We start from the raw sequence: 16698 nt of genomic DNA, 5'->3' as shown, positions 1-16698 counted from the left end.
GAGACCTCAGTTCAGGGCCGATCGGCCGATCATTTCGAAGGTCATGTTGATCAGTTGAATCAACTCCATGCCAATCCAACGCCCGGTCAGGATCAGTGTGACCCCGACCGCCACCAGCTTGATGCCAAAGGGTAGCGTCTGGTCTTGTATCTGCATCAGCGCTTGCACCAGGGACGTCAGCACCCCCACCAACACCGCGACAATCAACGGTGGCGCCGACAGCACCACCACCAGCAGCATGCCTTGCTTGAACAGCATGATCGGTTCCATACGCCACTCAGAGATAGGAAAGGAACAGGCTGTCGAGCAAGCGCGACCAGCCCGACACCAACACGAACAACAGCAATTTGAGCGGCAGGGAAATGGTCATCGGCGAGACCATTTGCATGCCCAGCGCCAGCAGCAGGTTGGAGACAATCAGGTCGATCACGATAAAGGGGATATAGATCAGGAAGCCGATCTCGAACCCTGCCTGCAATTGCGACAACACGAACGCAGGAATCAGCAGGATAAGGTCTTCGCGTTGCACCTCCTGCGCCATTTGCTCGGGCCACAGGCGCGCGGTGTTATCCAGCAGATGCGTCAGTACATCCGGATCCACATTGCGCAGCATGAATGCACGCAACGGTTTGATGGCCTCATTGCCCGTCTGCAGAAACATTTGCACGTTACTCATGTCCAGGGGCGAGACCTTGACGCTCTCGGCGATCTCGTAACCCACTGGTGCCATGATGAACAGCGTGGCCGCCAGCGCTATGGCGTTGATGGCCATGCTTGGCGGTACCTGCTGCACACCGATGGCGTTGCGCGTAATCATCAGCACAATGACAATCTTCAAAAACGCTGTGCAGATGATCAACAGCATGGGCAGCAAAGACAACGTCGCCAGAATGACCGCCAGAACTATCGGGTCTAAGCCTTGAAGGATCATCGGCCGAACATCACACGAGACAACTGCAAACCAAGGCGCCCGTCAACTTCTACCAATTGCCCCTCGCCAATGGGCCGGTCGCCGTAAAAAAGACCCGCCATGCCGGGAGCGTAACCGGCAATACCCAGTACCGTGCCGGGCGAGAGGTTACGCAACTCCCCAAGGGTAAGACTCAGCGTTCCACATCGCACATTCAGCGCCATGCTCAACTCATCGAATGGCTCAGGGCCAAATACATCCTCCACAGGTTTATCATCCTCAGGCCCCGAGTGATGGGGTACTGCAAAATCTTCGTCCACGGACGTGTCCTCGATAGAAGTAAGCGTCAGACACAACGGTCCGGTGTCATCGTCAATGCAGCCATGCAACCGCTGCCCGCCAAGCTGCACGTAGCCGTTGCCCCGGACTGAAAAAAAACTCGGGCCAAGTAGCAGCACATCACCGGTGCGCAGGTTGCGCGCCTGCGCAATCTGTAACGGAACGCGCCCCAGTGTCACGGCAATTGCCAGGTGAAACGACGCCGGCAACGCAGCAGCGGTGGCGCGCCAGGGCCCTGCCTCGCACAACGCCAGGAAGCTTTCGGGAGCCAGCCACATGTAACCTTCGATTTGGGACGACCCCAGGGTTACGTTGACCCGGCAGCCAAACCCCTTGGGTCGATCAGTTTCCAGCAAGCGCACGTAGCCCAGCAGCGCCCGCACCTGGGGACTCATGTGGTGCTGGTACAACGCCCAGAACCACGATTCAGGATCGTTGCCGGACTGGGCCAGGGTCACCGGGCATTCGCCCAACAGACTGAGCAAAGGCCCTGCTTCAGCCAACGCCAGGACGCCACACTCCGTCTCAAAGCAGACCGCCTGGCCCCCGTCAGGGGCACGCCCGGGCTCAAGCAGCAACTCGCCGTCCTGCCCGGCGACCTGAAACGGCAAGCGCAAACCGCGCCCCAGTCGACGGCGTGCGGCAACTGTATCGCCATTAATCAAGGGAAATGTCAGCAGCGGCATCAGCATGCGCAACCGACGCAGGGCAGACGCAGGCTCACTGGCAGCCCCAGCGCTCCTGCGAATCGATCCTCACACTGTTGGCGTACACCGTTGAGCCAACGCGCCGTCTCGTTCTGTTCCGCCTCCAGCTCGATCGCCCAGGCGCCTTGTTCACGGCGCACGCTGGCGTTGATCCGTCCCAGCCGGGGCAAGTACAACACCGCCTGCAACGGCCACTGCGAAGCGGCCTGTATACGAGGCGCCAGTTGTTCGGCAAGTGCCTCGATCAGGGTTATACCGGCCGACGCCTTCTTGCCCGATAAGGAAGCCCCCGCCCCAGCGCCGCCAACGTCTTCTGTATACAGCTGAGCGAATAATCTCCCGAATTCCATGGACACTCCTCCCGTGGCCCCCCGCTCACGCTCATCCTGCGGCTCACGCCGGCGCGGCCCGTCAGTGGGTTTATTTGAAACCTGGGTCATATCGGCTCCTGAGCAAGTAAAAGGGATAACTCCTGAAGTTTTTCCACCTGCCGGAGGCACTCGGTAACCTGTTTCTGGGCGCTGCCAACACGGCTGTCCCTTTCACCCTGCTGGCTGCGCAATGCCTCCAGCTGGTTCAGCTCCCGCTGGGTACTGGCACATAGGGAGCGCTCCTGCGCGCCCCAGGACTTCAAGGCCTTCAGGGTCAAAACCTGGCCTTGGTGCTGGCTGAGCAATTGAGCACTTTGTCTGGCCTCCTCCTGCTGAGTCTGCTCAAGCGCATCCTTTGCCTGCTGGATGTGTGCGAGCAGGCTCTGCTGGGCGCGCTTCGCCTCACGCAGCGCGCGCTCGGCCCGGTCTGCTCGATGCCTGCGCAGGCGCCGCAGCGTCTCGACCTCACCGAGAAGCACATCAGAATGGGACATGGGACGTCAGATCCTTAAGCTGCTCCAGCGTCGTCAACATCGGCGTCGGCTCACGCAGGTCCTGGCGCAGGAAACCATCGATCGCCTGACGACTGTCTACCGCCAAATCGGTCAGGGCATCGCTGCCGGGTTGGTACTCCCCCAGCTTGAGCATCAGCTCAATCTGCTGATACGCCGACAACAAACGTCGCAACGCCGTACCCGCCTGGATATCCGCAGGCTCTGCGACGTTGCTCAAGATCCGTGAAAGGCTCGCCAACACATCCACCGCCGGGTAGTGCCCACGCTCGGCCAATTTGCGTGACAGCACGATATGCCCATCGAGCAGCGAGCGAACCTCATCGGCTACCGGATCGTTCATGGAGTCCTGCTCAATCAGCACCGTATAGATCGCCGTGATCACGCCGTCACGCGTCAACCCGGCACGCTCCACCAGCCGTGGTAACAGGCTGTAGACCGACGGCGGCAAACCTCCGCGCCCCAAGGGTTCGCCGGCGGCCAGGCCGATTTCGCGCTGGGCCCTGGCGAAGCGGGTCAGGGAGTCAATCAACAGCAATACCCGTTTCCCCTTGCGCCGAAACCCTTCCGCCAAGGCGGTGGCCGTGAACGCGGCACGGGCGCGCTCCATGCTGGATCGGTCGGAGGTGGCACACACCAGCACTGCTTTGGCGCGCAGCTGTTCATCCAGCTCATGGTCGAGAAACTCACGCAGCTCCCGCCCCCGCTCGCCGATCAGGCCGAACACGATGACATCGCACTCGACGTTACGAGCGATCTCGGCCAGCAAGGTGGTCTTGCCGCAGCCGGCGCCGGCGAACAGACCCACACGCTGACCCTCGCCGAGTGTCAGCAACCCATCGATCGAACGCACGCCTGTGGCCAGCGCTCGGTTGATCCGCGGCCGATCGGTGGGCAACGGTGCTTCACACAACACCGCGCTGGTATCCGGCAGGTCAGCCTCGACAAACGCACTCACGCCCTGCCCCGTAATCGACCGTCCGAAACCATCCAGCACCTGACCCAACAGTGCCTCGCTGACCTGCACGCGATGCGATACCCCAAGGCGCTCCACCCCGGCACCGACGCCCACGCCCTCCAAATTACCCAGGGCACTGAGCACCGCGTCCTGCTGATCGAAGCCGATGATCTCGGCGAGCATGTAGTCGCCCGGTTTTTTTTCCACCTGACACAAGTCACCGATACGCGCCTGGGGCAACCGGCACTGCAGCAGCATGCCGTTTACGCGCTGGATTCGGCCGCGCATCGTCACCGGCGCAAAGCTGGCCAGTGACTGGGCCTGGCGCTGCTGCCAGGCCTGGAGACGGGCTTGCAGCTCTGCACTCACCAGTGCACCTCGTAACGCTGTTCACCCTCGAAGACCACCTTGCCGTTTTCGATCAGCACCAGTCGCAGCCCCTCCACTTCGTCCCCCAAAAACAGTCGGCCGCCCTCTTCCAGCACCACATGGCCGTTCGGTCCACCGACGATCTGCACAATCCTGAACGGCAGTTCGCGATTGTGCACACGCACACGGCTGATCACCGGCACCGTGCTGTGAAATTGCTCACCAAAACGGCTGAGCATGCGCGCTACCAGTTCCACCTCGTCCTGGGAGACATCCCCACTGAGCGCGACCTGGTCATTAATCAGTTGCAAGGTCACCCGCTGACTCAACTCACGCTCCTTGAGCATCTTCAACAACTGCTGGCGGACCTCAAAAGACGAGGCCAATTCCTGCTTCTGAACCACGGGCGGTATCAGAGAAGCCTGTACCTCACGCTCCCCTGTGGAGATCATGCCCACTCCCACAAGGATTGCCGTTACCACCAACACCAGGCTGATGAGGCGCTTTTGCTGCAAGTGCGAGATTGACGATAACGTCATCGTTTGCGCAGATTCATGGGGCGTTGGCGGCGATACCGCCTCAGGGGCGACCAGCTGCTGGGGCCAAGGCTGCTCCGCCAAGGTGACGCACAGACGCACCCCCCCCAGTGAAAACGTTGTGTTCAGCGCCAGGCTAGTGATCTGCGCCAGTACCCGGCCTTCGGCGTCTCGCAACAGCCCGGCTTCGGCCTGCACTAACCAGTTGGCGCAGATAAACTGCAGGCGCGCATGCTGCTCGACGACTCCCGGGTCATTCAACACCAGGTCTGCTTCCGGGTGAGCGCCAATGCTCCACTGCTCCCCAAACAACGGCAACGCGGCGCCCTGGCGCAGACCATCAAGCACCCTCAGCTCAAACATCATCGAAACCTCCACGCTGGCCATGGCCAAATGCTCATGCCGCCGCACCACGCATCAGTTCGTCCTGCCCCAGGTCAATGCGCCCCAGCACTTTGACCTTCGCGGAGCTTCCCAACTCGGCAAACGACAGCACCGGGACATGATTGAACTCTTCCAGCAGCAAGGTACGCAGGGGGCTACGCAGGTCCTGCGCGACCAACAGCACACTCTTGGTCTTGGCCCGCAAGGGAAAGGCCTGGTTGAGCAGGTTGATCAACGCAGCGCTGTGGTCGTCGTCAAGCGCGAAAAACACCCCGGTCTGGGTCTGGCGCAGTGCCTCGCGCAGGACGTTTTCAGTTTGCGGTGACAGCAGCCAGGCATGCAGGCCGTCGGCCTCGCTGTACTGGTGGAAAATCTGCGCCTTGAGCGCAATACGCGCGTAGTCGGCCAGGGCTTCGGGTTCACGCTCATGCTGGCCATATTCGATCAGCGATTCGACAATCAGCCGCACGGCCCGCAGCGGCACCCCTTCGCTGGCCAAGCGTTGCAACACCGCCGAAAAACGCGACAGCGGCATGATTCGCTGCAGTTCCTGCACCAGTTCCGGCTGGTTGTGCTCCAGCCAGCTGAGGATCGACTTGCTCTCCTGGATCCCCAGGAACTGCGGCGCGCTGAGCATCATGGCCTGCTTCATGCGTTCGATGATCAGACTTGTCGCAGTGAAGCGCTCCAATTGCGGGTCATCGAGCAGTGGATCATCCGGGGCCAGCCAGACCCAACGCTGTTCATCACGCTCAGCCAGCCCAGGCATTCCGTGCTCAGGTTCAACCATCAACGCGTTACGCTCAACGGCCAGATGGTTGACAATCGATGCCTTGACCATCGGCACTTCATACACACAGAAACGCATTTCGTCGCCGGCCAGCACGTCATCGAGTTCGACTTCGAATGGCGGCAGGGTCAGGCCTATGTTGGTAACCAACGCATTTCGGACCTGGCGAATCCCATGAATAAGCTCCGTCATCTCAGGCGCCCCACGCATAACCGGGGAGAACTGCAACAGGTAGGGGCGCGACGGATCAAACCCGCGCAAGTCCTCGCTTCCGTTATCTTCGGCACGAACGACGTCGGCCGTTTCGGACGCGGGCTCCGCTTCTCGTTGACGCTGGCGCAGCAGGTAATACCCGAGGGAGCCGGTTATCAGCGAAATAAGGACAAATACCCCGGTAGGCATACCGGGCACTATCGCAAACGCGAGCATCCCCACCGAAGCGATCATCCAGCTCTTGGGCTCGCTGGTCATTTGCCGTGCAATTTCGGCGCCCATGTTACTGACACCCTTGCGTCCCTCCGGCGCCACGCGGGTGATGATCATGCCGGCAGTCAGGGAGATCAGCAGCGCCGGAATCTGCGCAATCAGGCCATCGCCGATGGTCAGCACCGAATACAACGCCATCGAATCGGCAGCACTCAAACCGTGCTGAAACATGCCTGTAGAGAAACCACCCAACAGGTTGACCACGACGATGATCAACCCCGCGATAGCGTCTCCCTTGACGAACTTCATGGCCCCATCCATGGCGCCGAACAATTGGCTCTCACGAGACAACTGCTCGCGCTTGTCCCGCGCTTGCGTGCCGTCAATCAGGCCGGCACGCAAATCGCTGTCGATGGACATCTGCTTGCCTGGCATCGCATCCAGACTGAAGCGCGCCGCGACCTCGGCAACCCGTTCCGAGCCTTTGGTGATCACCAGGAAGTTGACCAATGTCAGGATCAGGAAAATCACCATCCCCACCGCCAGATTGCCTCCGACCACAAAATTGCCGAAGGCTTCGACGATGTCACCGGCGTCTTGCTCCAGCAGGATCAGACGCGTGGTTGCAATCGACAGGGCCAGACGAAACATGGTGGTCAACAACAGGATCGACGGGAACGACGAAAACGCCAGGGGACCCGGCAGGTAAAGTGCAAGAACGATCAGCAGACACGAAATGCAAATATTGAGGGCGATCAGAATATCCACCAGCCAGGTGGGCAGCGGCACGATAAAGATAAAGATGATGGCCATGACCACCACGGCACCCAATACTTCGGCGCGCTGTGCCACTTTGAGCAGCACACGGTTGATGGCCGACAGAGCGGTCACGTCATGGTCCTCGGCCCGCGGGCAAACCGTGTGGCCCCGCGCAAGTGCCGGTCCAGCTCATCCACCACGATCACCAGCCGAGCCAGGGTCTCCCGGCGTACTTGACTGTCAGACCACCAGGCCAAGGGCAACTGCTGGAACAACGGGTAAAGCACTTGGAGGGCGCCCCGTTGCTTCTGGGACTGACCACCACCCAGATCATTCCCCAGGCGCAGGGCCTCAGTAGTCTCGATGCCGCTGCCGGCGTACGCCAGCACACGCTGCAACAGGCCTACTGCGTCATGCTCGATGCCCAAGCGCTTAATCACCTCACTGCAACCCGCTAACACTGTGCTCAACTGCTTGCAGCTTTGCAGCCCCAGCAGCAAAGTGCGCAACAACGGCGTGGGCATTGACGTCTCCAGGACCGCAAGGTTATCCGCCAAAGCCTTACTCATCGCATTGAGCCCAATGTGAAGCCGCTCGCTACCGTACACACCCAGCAACGCCTGCATCATCGTCGTCAGGGACTGGCGCGGGGCCACGCTCGCGTAATACAGCACACGCAGCGCCTGGCGTTCCTGCGGGTCAACCCCAGCCCCCTGCAAGGCCACGGCAATGTTCAGGCCTGCCTGGATTTGCCCTTTGAAACGGACTTCAAGCCTGGCAATGGCATCGCGTGCCAACGCGGCCTCGGACTGACGTACCTCGCTGTCTGCCTGAGCCTCCACATGCTTGAGCACCACATACGCACATGCCGGGTCCCCTCCCGCCAGGGCCAGCAATTTTTCGACACTAGGTCTGCGCAGCAATTGCATTCTGATGCGTAGTGAAACGGAAGCCAGGGTCGCCTGGGCCGGATAGCCCAACTGATCATAAAGCTGCAAAAACTGCTCGGTTGGAGGCACGCGCACCCCCACCTTCCGCTTCTTCAACTCCTGACTGTTTGACGTCACCTCCTGGCTGAACAGATCGGCAAGCTCATCAACGCCCTTCGCGGACGCAGGCGCTGAGGTATGGCTAACAACTGCTTGATCCAAAGGGCGGACTGCTTGCACATCGTTGTGGGGTTCAACTTTCATGGACACGCCAGTACAGGAAGAGTGTGTACCTGTGTGGCAACGCCCTCCCATACGGTTCCATCAAAATTCGCTCGCACAACGAATTTGAAAAAACTTGCAAAAGCCCTCGGCGCTCCGTGCAAGTCACTGCGCAAAAATGCACCAACTAAAAATATTTATATATATAAATCATGAACTTATGTGTTTTTTAAGCTTGGCACAGGGAGTGCTAAAGGGTCCTGTCGACACCCGTTCGACTGCGTCTACCCTAAGGAAAAAAAACATGAATCTCCCTATTGAAGCTATAGCTCACCTCGTTGGCAGCTCGCCTCAATTCATGCTTCACCTGACAGATGACCAGCAAAAAAAACTTCGACGTTTCATTCACAAACGCGTACTCAACCCAGAAGACGCGGATGATCTTCTGCAACTCACGTACCTGGAAGCCTGGCGCAACCGCGAGCGTTTCTGCGGTAATGCGTCACTCAGCACCTGGATGTGCGGCATCGCACAGAACCTGATTCGCAATCACTTCAGGCGCATGTATGCCAAACCCGTGCATTGCGAGTTTGATGAGTCGTTGTGGCATGGTCAGGAAGAAAACAACAACCTGGATTGGGAGTTTGAGATCAACCGCCGCCTGGAGAACACCCTGAGCGCCATCGATCACCTGCCGACGGAAATGCGCAAGACGATGTATGCCTCGCTGGAAACCGACGGCAGCTACCAGGACACGGCCGACGTATTGGACATCCCTATCGGCACCGTTCGTTCACGACTGTCGCGGGCACGCGAGCAGCTCAAGCGCGCCACCCAGAACCCGTTTAGACCGTAAACCCGGCTAGCTGGCCAAGCGTTGGGCGGCAGGGATATCTGCCCAACCGAATCAGACCTTTGCGTGCGAGCCGTGAACAGCACTCCAAGTGCCCCAGCAGCACTGCACCGATCCGGCCGGCACCGAACATCATTTTTCGAGAAGGAAGACTCTCCCGTCAGGGAGTTAACGACCACCCGGGCGTCCCTTCACTGGAGAAGTGAATCAGGAACCACTCGTCGCCAAACCCGGTCGTTTCCGTTAAACAATTGAAAGCGTAGATAAAAACTAAAAATAAATGCTTGACGCTTTCCCGTTCTACGCGAATAATGCGCGCCACTTGGCTACATAGCTCAGTTGGTTAGAGCATAGCATTCATAATGCTGGGGTCCGGGGTTCAAGTCCCTGTGTAGCCACCAAGTACCGATCCATAGATGTCTACAGCAGTCTATGAATCACCTCAAGAAGCCCGCCTAGTGCGGGCTTTCTTGTTTCTGGCTGTCCACCTCTATCTACCCCTATCCTTCCCCACCGTGTATGCCCACGTGTATGCTTCATAAATAATTGAACTGAAGGCATACAAGGATGAAACGCACCGGCATCAAGCGGCGCCCTCTCGCTGACACTACACTTTCCAGCCTGGAGCCTGAGGCAGGGGCATACCGCGAACTAGACAGCCCAGGGCTGTATTTCAGGGTAAAGCCAAACGGCCAAAAGTCCTGGGAATTACGCTACAAGAAACCGGACGGCAAATGGTCATGGCTTGGTCTTGGCGGCTACCCGGAAGTGGGCGGCGCTTTCGCTCGGCAGAAAGCAGCTGATCTACGCGCAGACGCATCGGAAGGTAAGAATCCGATCACCTCCAAGAAAGCTCGCCAAGCTGCCGAGATCGACGCGGCCAACGACACCTTTGAAGCATTGGCAAGGGAGTGGCACACGTCTCGCCTGAGCGGCTGGGATGCTGGTACGGCCAAAAGAATACTCGGCGCACTCGAACGCCATGTATTCCCCTCGCTCGGTAAACGTCCCTACACCTCAATCATGTCGATGGAGTGGATGGAGCTATTGAGAGGGCTTGAACGTCAGGGGATTCTGGAACAGATGAGCCGTGTGAGGGCCTACTGCAAAGATATCTATGACCTGGCTCGCGTAACAGGCAGAGCCGTCAACAACCCGTTGGAGGGTGTGCATAAATTTCTCTCCTCGGGAAAGGCAGAGAACTACGCCCACGTCTCCCCCGATGAGCTTCCGGGGTTACTTCGAGCGATACGCTCCTACCCCCACTCCAAAGATGTTCAGCTCGGCCTGAGGCTGTTGACCCTGATGGCTGTACGCCCCAGCGAACTCCGAGAAGCACAATGGGTAGAGTTCGATTTCGACAAGAAGCTCTGGACCGTTCCAGTCGAGCGCAAGGGTCGCAAGAAAGGTCGTGAGCACCTGGTGCCACTATGCACTCAAGCAATCGAAGCACTATTGGCGCTTCGGCAACTCACCGGCGCTTACCCACTCCTGTTTCCCGGTAGAAGCGACCGCACTAAACCCCGCAGCGATACCGTATTCCTAATGGCACTCAGACGCCTTGGTTACGAAGGGCGCCAGACCGGCCATGGCTTCCGCCACATCGCCAGCACCATCCTCAACGAGCACGGCTATCCTGCTGACCACATCGAGGCCCAGCTCAGCCACAAGGCGCAAGGTGTTCGAGGGATTTACAACAAGGCTCAGTACCTTGAGCAACGCACACAGATGATGCAGTGGTACGCCGATCACCTTGATTCACTAGAGGCAAACAATGTGGTGCAGGCCCAATTTGGAAAGGCAGTGTGAGAGCACTTACCCTGCCCCCCTCTAAATCCGGTGTAACGCGTGTTACTCGTGTAACGCCACTCGCCAAGTACCCGAATTCATTGGCTTTCACACCCGTTACACAGTTCAGCAGCTTAACGTACATCCGATGTAACGCTGCCCCTGCGTGTAACGCCAAAGTCAGTACACGCCTGCTGCGGGCAAGCGGTCTAAGCCTATGCCTAGAAAACGGCTTTCGCTGGTTACTCGCTTTGAATGCAGGGCGCGGGACTCCCCGTTACACGGTGCCTGAGACAGCTGCCAATGACTGATCACCAACCCATTTTGCATTTGGCGTTAAGCCGGGGCCTGTTCAGTTATCTCTCAGAGCAACCGCTCTATGACGTCTGCCGTGGGCAGGTCGATGACGCCTGCCGCTTGATCGACCAATGCTGCCTGCGCATTCATGGTGACGGTATCAACAAAGATCTCGCCAGCATGTGCATTCAGACGACGATCCATGAGGAGACAATTTTTCAGTATGCCTCCACCGATACCAAGGCACGCCTCGCGCATTGGGTCCGCATGTACAGCAATTGCTACTCAGCATCAGAACGCGATGCTCATTCTGCGTACATCATGGCTTGTGCCGTAAAAGCGCTGGAGGCGATAGCCAGCTGGATGCACACAGCCGACCAAGAGGCTTGGTCTCATGTCTCCGAACCTCCCACCGACTGGCCCAAGGATCTCTACTGCCAATTCGTAGAGATGCAGGTCGATCCGAACACGCGCATTGAGGCGCTTGATCAGTACGTTCTCTACTTGGAACCGATCACGTCCCTACCCTGCCTTACCGCAGATGAACTGAGACCTATCGCCCACCGCGCGATTAAGAATGCCACCCGCAAAATCGGCGGCATCATCAGCGGTATGGCGCGTAACGAGGAGATTAGCGTTCGAGACGCCGCAATTGTTAAACAGGGACGTCACTACCGCGCAGCGGGGATGTCCAAACGCAACGTTGCAACGAAGGTACATGCCTGGCTACAGCGTGAGGTCGCCAAACCTCCAAAACAACGGCCTGATTGGATTGCACTTGAAACCGAAAAAAACCTAACTCGCAAAAGCGTTGAGACCATTCTCAAACGCAACTTAGTGCTGTAGCTAAAATTTCAATTGGTTTTCAATTGGAAGTGAACTGCTCACCGACGCTACATTTATAGACCATTGCTCTCGCCAGTCCAAATCAATCGAGAGCAATACCAATGACAAAGAACATCGCCCACCAGTCTGCTCCAATCTTCCCAAGTTTTGCCATCCCCTTCGACTCCACCAGCGCCGTACCAGGCTTAGCCGCTCCATTTGACCCCGCTACCACCCTCATCAGAATGCCACGTCTTGAAATCGTTACAGGATACAAACGCTCGACGATCTACAAGCTTATGCAGTGCCCTGATAGTGGTTTCCCGCAGCCGGTCAAATTGAGCAACAGCACCGCGCGCGGCGCACCTGTTGCCTGGGTCCTTTCCGAAGTTCAAAGCTGGGTTAAAAGCCGCATCGAAGCACGCGACCGGGTGGAAGCATGAAAAAGCGAGTCGCCAACAAGGCCATTTTGCAGCCCTTTTCTGTACTCAGAAAAGTGGGGTTCTCATCACGAGGTATGCAGCGCTTTGAGCGCCACCGCACAGAGCAAAAACGCCTTAACCGGGACGTGATGGTAATGAGGTGGGCAGATGGCACCTGGTGCGCACTGTCAGTTCCCTGCCAAGCACCCCGAGCAATCATCGTCGACGAAGGCCAACAAATAGACGCCTACGAAGATGCACGCGCTTGCCTAGATAGCGACTTCTTGCCCTTTGTGTCCCTGAGCTGGGAAGTCCATGCCTGAAATGAAAACGCCCCCGGCGGCAACCGGAGGCGTTGAGGTAAATCTACATGCCTGATCAATTTATGCCCCATCGAAAAAATCCGCAAGTGATCCGCACAGTTGCACTTTCAAAAAACGGACGTTACTCTCTGACCGTCGCTGCAAATTCAGCGACCGGGTGTAGGAACCCGCAAAGGTACAGGCGCACCAGCGCCCAATTCACAATTGCAGGCGTTTTTTTCCGCCTGCAATCAAGTGTCATGGCGGCTGTGTGCGGGCAGGCTTCGGCCTGGCCGGGTTCCTGTATCTCCGGTATTCCTACCCCGCACATAGCTGCCACCCAATCCCGTAGGAAGGATCGTGGCAGTTCTCAAAAAGATATGGGAGCTCCACACATGCACGCCATCAATCCGTCCAAAATTCGCGCCGCCGCTCATCGAGCAATGGCTCTCGCCGCTTTACACGCCAACTCCAGCCTCGCTACACGCCTCTCCCGTTACAACGCCCATATGTCCAAAGCTCGCGCCCTGGAAGTCGCAGGGGGTGCCCAATGAGCATGCTCCCAGGCTTTGCACTGCCCGAGGATCTCCTCTGCGTCAGCCAAGACGCCGAAGCCGGTCTGCCTATCGACGCCATCACCTGCGCCCTCGACCGTGCCGACTCCGTTCTCATGCTACTGGAAGACCACTTAGACGGGGATAAACCCCTGCTCTCCAACCGCGTGCTGTCGTCCGTTATTTGGGATGTGCGCGGCACCTTGGGCTTGATCAAAACACTCACCATGTACGGTGATGCCTCCTCTGTGCCGATGGGCCAGAAAGGCGGTGCGCTGTGACCCACTCCAGCACGCGTGGACGCTCAGAGTTCTCCCCTGCCAACGGTAACGGCCAAAACCTGTTTCGGGTGAATGCCGGTATCCCGCTGGAAGACGCACTTGAAGCCGTCTCCCAAATTCTGCACCACGCCAATCAACTGATCCTCGACGCCGCCATCAGCGATGCGGGCGAGCGTTTTAGTTGGCCTGCGTTCTACCTCGGCGAGATGGCCAAAGCGCTGATCGACGACGTGAACGAGGCGTTGCTTGAGTCGAGGACCGCCCTATGACTCAACGCACCGGCAACACCTCAAAACGCCCCAGCTTTGCCGACGTAAAAAGCGTTGCCCTGAAGCACATCGACCGTGTGCTTGCGCATTGGCTGCCGAACGGCAAACGCGTCGATGGTGGCAAGGAATACACCGCACCAAACCCGACGCGCACGGACAAACGTGCAGGCTCACTCAAGGTCAATTTGAGCAAAGGCACCTGGGCGGATTTCGCCACCGGTGATAAGGGCGGCGACCTGATCGATCTGGTGCGCTACATCGACGGCGGCACGGACGTTGATGCCTGCAAAAAGCTGGCGGATCTGCTCAGTGTTTCCGCTGGCTCTGCGACTGCCAAAAGCGCAACGGTCAAAAGCGCAACGCCGGAGTGGATTGCGATTGAACCGATCCCGGCCGAGGCCATGAATAAGTGTCCAACCAAACACCGGCAACACGGTGTTCCGTCCAAAGTGTGGATCTATCGCGATGCTCAGGGCCAGCCGGTCATGGCGCTGTATCGCTTCGACCTGGGTCCCGATGAAGACGGCAAGCCGCGAAAGGTTTTCGCACCGTTGACCTGGTGCAAGCGCTCCGATGGGCAAACCACGCAATGGCGCTGGCAAGGATTGCTGGAGCCTCGGCCACTGCTGCGCCTGGATGAGCTGGCACAGCGCGCCGATGCGCCTGTGGTGCTGTGTGAAGGCGAAAAGGCTGCTGATGCCGCCGCTGAACTGATGCCCGACCATGTAGCCACGTGCTGGCCGAACGGCTCCAACTCTTGGCACAAGGCCGACCTGACGCCACTCAAAGGGCGCACGGTGGTGCTATGGCCGGATAACGATGCCAGCGGGAAGACCTGCATGGGCGCCATCGAGCTCAAGTTGATTGAGCTGGGCGTCGCTTCGGTACAACGAATCTCGCTCGACGTGTTCAAGCTCAAGCCCAGCAGCAAAGGCGGAAAGCCCACGCTCATCAAGGGTGGAAAATGGGCAGACGGCGACGATGCAGCGGATGCGTTAGCCAAAGGCTGGACCGCTGGCCACGTAGCCGAGCTGGTGCGCAGCGGTGAGTTTTTCGGCGGTGCCGCTGAGCCCACTGAGCCTCAAGAACAGCAGGCCAAGGCTCTCACCAAACGTCCTGCGAAATCGAAAAATGACCTGTTGCCGGGCGGCTTTCGCCTGACGTCTGAAGGGGTGTTTTATTCCGGCGATGATGGCGAGGCGCGTCCTGTGTGTTCGCCTCTCGAAATCATCGCTCGCACTCGTGACGACAAGGGCCACAACTGGGGTTTATTGGTCGAATTCGACGACCCGGACGGCGCCAAAAAGCGCTGGAACATCCCGGCCCGGACCATGACCGGCGACTTCGGCAAGGACGTACTTGGTCCACTGGTAGACATGGGCCTGCGCCTCGCGGGAAGCCGATCCGGGCGCAACGCACGCAATGACCTGCAGAGTTATCTCGGCGGCTTCGACAGCGCACAGCGCGCACGTTTGGTGACGCGTTTGGGCTGGCACGACAATGCGTTTCTATTGCCCGAACAACAGATCGGCTCTCACGCCGAACACCTGCATTTTTATGAAGCAGGAGCCCAGTTGCCACCAATCAGCGAGGCGGGCTCCCTGGAGCAATGGCAGCAGCAAATTGGCGCGCTGTGCGTTGGCAACCACCGTTTGGCGTTTGTCGTCTCTGTGGCCTTTGCAGGCCCGCTGTTGAACCTGCTAGGACACGAGTCGGGCGGCTTCCACCTGTATGGCGACAGCTCCGGCGGCAAGACCACCCACTTGCAGGTCGCTGCCTCGGTCTATGGCGGGCCCCGTCTGGTGCGTTCGTGGCGCTCGACAGATAACGCTTTGGAGTCCATCGCCGCTGCGCACTCAGACGGCCTCCTGGTACTGGATGAAATCGGCATGTGCGACCCGCGCATTATCGGCGAGACGGTGTACATGCTCGGCAATGGCACCGGCAAAGCCCGGGCGAATGATCGAGGACAAGCGGGCCGACAGGTGCAGGAGTGGCGCTTGCTGTTTCTCTCGACCGGCGAGAAGACGTTGGCGCAGCACATGGCGGATGCCAACAAGGAGCTGAAAGCCGGTATGGAGGTGCGCATGCTCGCCGTGCCTGCGGACGCCAGTAAAGGCCTCGGCATGTTCGACGTGCTGAACGGTTTTGAGGATGCAGCCGCCCTCTCCGATGCGCTCAAGGCGCGTGTAGCGAAATACTACGGCACACCCCTCACCGCCTTCCTCCGCGCGCTGTGTGCGCCTGGAGAAATGCTCAGGTGGTCGGTGATCGTTCGCCACACGGTGGAGCAGTTCATCACCCAAAACCTGCCCGCGTCGGCCAGTGGTCAGGCGCAACGCGCAGCCCTTCGCTTTGGCCTAGCAGCAGCGGCCGGAGAGTTGGCCACCGCCTTCGGCGTCACCGGCTGGCCGGATGGCACGGCCACAACCGCCGCACGAGTATGTCTGCATGCGTGGCTGGCCGAACGTGGCGGCGCCGGTAATTTCGAGGGCGATGCGATTTTGGCGCGGCTGAGACAGGTCATCGAGCGCTTTGGTGAAAGCCGCTTCACCCGCTGGGAATCTGCCGCCGCCAAGATCGATGAGCACGGCCCACGTACGATTGATCGGTTGGGCTTTCGCAAGACGATGGAACACGGCATGGGCGACGCCCTTCACACCACCAACACCTACTACGTGCTGCCGGAAGCATGGCGTTCCGAGATCTTCCGAGGCATGAACCTCAGTGCGGTCAACAAAGAGCTTTTGCGAAGGGGTGTTCTAGAGCCTGGAAAGGACGGCAAAGCCTCAACCGCAGTGCGACTACCCGGACTGGGCTTGCAGCGCTGCTATGTGGTTGTCGCAGTGCCAGAACAAGGTGATCACGGTGCCAAGGCGGCCTAACAGGGCTGCA

The 16698-nt window shown here is 58.8% G+C and carries 17 protein-coding genes and 1 tRNA gene; 9 read left to right on the top strand and 9 right to left on the bottom strand.

Annotation, left to right across the window (positions count from 1 at the left end; genetic code table 11):
• Positions 1-6: 6 nt before the first annotated feature.
• Genes sctS through sctW form a run of 9 tightly spaced genes read right to left on the bottom strand, consistent with a single transcriptional unit; the run spans position 7 to position 8254 of the window.
• Positions 7-270, bottom strand: a complete 264-nt coding sequence (gene sctS, locus AB1462_RS17195) for a type III secretion system export apparatus subunit SctS (protein ID WP_090409671.1) — start codon at positions 268-270, stop codon at positions 7-9.
• Between the two features lie 7 nt (positions 271-277).
• Positions 278-931 (bottom strand): type III secretion system export apparatus subunit SctR, encoded by a 654-nt coding sequence (sctR, locus tag AB1462_RS17190; RefSeq protein WP_090409673.1) that lies wholly within the window; start codon positions 929-931, stop codon positions 278-280.
• Positions 928-1941, bottom strand: coding sequence for a FliM/FliN family flagellar motor switch protein (locus tag AB1462_RS17185; RefSeq protein ID WP_315337431.1), 1014 nt, complete (start codon positions 1939-1941; stop codon positions 928-930). The genes sctR and AB1462_RS17185 overlap by 4 nt, the downstream gene beginning before the upstream one ends.
• The gene (locus AB1462_RS17180) at positions 1935-2396 is read right to left on the bottom strand and encodes a type III secretion system HrpP C-terminal domain-containing protein (RefSeq protein WP_367247443.1); all 462 of its coding nucleotides are present in this window, start codon (positions 2394-2396) and stop codon (positions 1935-1937) included. Before AB1462_RS17180 ends, AB1462_RS17185 begins: the two co-directional genes overlap by 7 nt.
• Complete coding sequence (locus AB1462_RS17175) at positions 2393-2821, bottom strand: YscO family type III secretion system apparatus protein (RefSeq protein WP_259192591.1); 429 nt, start codon at positions 2819-2821, stop codon at positions 2393-2395. The genes AB1462_RS17180 and AB1462_RS17175 overlap by 4 nt, the downstream gene beginning before the upstream one ends.
• Positions 2808-4166: a FliI/YscN family ATPase gene (locus tag AB1462_RS17170; protein ID WP_259192593.1), complete on the bottom strand. Its 1359-nt coding sequence runs from the start codon at positions 4164-4166 to the stop codon at positions 2808-2810. Before AB1462_RS17170 ends, AB1462_RS17175 begins: the two co-directional genes overlap by 14 nt.
• Positions 4163-5065: an FHA domain-containing protein gene (locus AB1462_RS17165; RefSeq protein WP_259192647.1), complete on the bottom strand. Its 903-nt coding sequence runs from the start codon at positions 5063-5065 to the stop codon at positions 4163-4165. The genes AB1462_RS17170 and AB1462_RS17165 overlap by 4 nt, the downstream gene beginning before the upstream one ends.
• 34 nt (positions 5066-5099) lie before the next feature.
• Complete coding sequence (gene sctV / locus AB1462_RS17160; protein ID WP_259192594.1) at positions 5100-7193, bottom strand: type III secretion system export apparatus subunit SctV; 2094 nt, start codon at positions 7191-7193, stop codon at positions 5100-5102.
• Positions 7190-8254, bottom strand: a complete 1065-nt coding sequence (sctW, locus tag AB1462_RS17155) for a type III secretion system gatekeeper subunit SctW (RefSeq protein ID WP_367247441.1) — start codon at positions 8252-8254, stop codon at positions 7190-7192. Before sctW ends, sctV begins: the two co-directional genes overlap by 4 nt.
• A gap of 262 nt (positions 8255-8516) precedes the next feature.
• Between sctW and AB1462_RS17150 the strand changes: the two genes are divergently transcribed.
• From AB1462_RS17150 to AB1462_RS17110, 9 genes are all read left to right on the top strand, one after another.
• Positions 8517-9068, top strand: a complete 552-nt coding sequence (locus AB1462_RS17150) for a sigma-70 family RNA polymerase sigma factor (protein ID WP_090409687.1) — start codon at positions 8517-8519, stop codon at positions 9066-9068.
• Positions 9069-9389: 321 nt separating this feature from the next.
• Positions 9390-9466 (top strand) — tRNA-Met (locus tag AB1462_RS17145).
• A gap of 166 nt (positions 9467-9632) precedes the next feature.
• Positions 9633-10874: a tyrosine-type recombinase/integrase gene (locus tag AB1462_RS17140; RefSeq protein ID WP_367247439.1), complete on the top strand. Its 1242-nt coding sequence runs from the start codon at positions 9633-9635 to the stop codon at positions 10872-10874.
• Positions 10875-11156: 282 nt separating this feature from the next.
• Entirely contained in the window at positions 11157-11996 is an 840-nt protein-coding gene (locus AB1462_RS17135) for a hypothetical protein (protein WP_367247438.1), read from the top strand.
• A 101-nt stretch (positions 11997-12097) separates the two neighbouring features.
• Entirely contained in the window at positions 12098-12418 is a 321-nt protein-coding gene (locus tag AB1462_RS17130) for a helix-turn-helix transcriptional regulator (protein ID WP_367247437.1), read from the top strand.
• Positions 12415-12720 (top strand): hypothetical protein, encoded by a 306-nt coding sequence (locus tag AB1462_RS17125; protein WP_367247435.1) that lies wholly within the window; start codon positions 12415-12417, stop codon positions 12718-12720. Before AB1462_RS17130 ends, AB1462_RS17125 begins: the two co-directional genes overlap by 4 nt.
• Positions 12721-13249: 529 nt before the next feature.
• The gene (locus tag AB1462_RS17120) at positions 13250-13534 is read left to right on the top strand and encodes a hypothetical protein (RefSeq protein WP_017846196.1); all 285 of its coding nucleotides are present in this window, start codon (positions 13250-13252) and stop codon (positions 13532-13534) included.
• Complete coding sequence (locus AB1462_RS17115; protein ID WP_367247433.1) at positions 13531-13803, top strand: DUF3077 domain-containing protein; 273 nt, start codon at positions 13531-13533, stop codon at positions 13801-13803. Before AB1462_RS17120 ends, AB1462_RS17115 begins: the two co-directional genes overlap by 4 nt.
• Positions 13800-16688: a DUF927 domain-containing protein gene (locus tag AB1462_RS17110; protein ID WP_367247431.1), complete on the top strand. Its 2889-nt coding sequence runs from the start codon at positions 13800-13802 to the stop codon at positions 16686-16688. The genes AB1462_RS17115 and AB1462_RS17110 overlap by 4 nt, the downstream gene beginning before the upstream one ends.
• Positions 16689-16698 lie beyond the last annotated feature (10 nt).

The organism is Pseudomonas sp. SB113, from assembly GCF_040754745.1.
GTDB lineage: Bacteria > Pseudomonadota > Gammaproteobacteria > Pseudomonadales > Pseudomonadaceae > Aquipseudomonas > Aquipseudomonas grimontii.
The sequence above is the reverse complement of the archived record's forward strand: the minus strand, read 5'-3'. Positions and strand labels throughout refer to the sequence as shown.

Coding starts and splice junctions, on each gene's coding strand:
- sctS (WP_090409671.1), bottom strand. CDS start 270: ATGGAACCGATCATGCTGTTCAAGCAAGGCATGCTGCTGGTGGTGGTG.
- sctR (WP_090409673.1), bottom strand. CDS start 931: ATGATCCTTCAAGGCTTAGACCCGATAGTTCTGGCGGTCATTCTGGCG.
- AB1462_RS17185 (WP_315337431.1), bottom strand. CDS start 1,941: ATGCTGATGCCGCTGCTGACATTTCCCTTGATTAATGGCGATACAGTT.
- AB1462_RS17180 (WP_367247443.1), bottom strand. CDS start 2,396: ATGACCCAGGTTTCAAATAAACCCACTGACGGGCCGCGCCGGCGTGAG.
- AB1462_RS17175 (WP_259192591.1), bottom strand. CDS start 2,821: ATGTCCCATTCTGATGTGCTTCTCGGTGAGGTCGAGACGCTGCGGCGC.
- AB1462_RS17165 (WP_259192647.1), bottom strand. CDS start 5,065: ATGTTTGAGCTGAGGGTGCTTGATGGTCTGCGCCAGGGCGCCGCGTTG.
- sctW (WP_367247441.1), bottom strand. CDS start 8,254: ATGAAAGTTGAACCCCACAACGATGTGCAAGCAGTCCGCCCTTTGGAT.
- AB1462_RS17150 (WP_090409687.1), top strand. CDS start 8,517: ATGAATCTCCCTATTGAAGCTATAGCTCACCTCGTTGGCAGCTCGCCT.
- AB1462_RS17140 (WP_367247439.1), top strand. CDS start 9,633: ATGAAACGCACCGGCATCAAGCGGCGCCCTCTCGCTGACACTACACTT.
- AB1462_RS17135 (WP_367247438.1), top strand. CDS start 11,157: ATGACTGATCACCAACCCATTTTGCATTTGGCGTTAAGCCGGGGCCTG.
- AB1462_RS17130 (WP_367247437.1), top strand. CDS start 12,098: ATGACAAAGAACATCGCCCACCAGTCTGCTCCAATCTTCCCAAGTTTT.
- AB1462_RS17125 (WP_367247435.1), top strand. CDS start 12,415: ATGAAAAAGCGAGTCGCCAACAAGGCCATTTTGCAGCCCTTTTCTGTA.
- AB1462_RS17120 (WP_017846196.1), top strand. CDS start 13,250: ATGAGCATGCTCCCAGGCTTTGCACTGCCCGAGGATCTCCTCTGCGTC.
- AB1462_RS17110 (WP_367247431.1), top strand. CDS start 13,800: ATGACTCAACGCACCGGCAACACCTCAAAACGCCCCAGCTTTGCCGAC.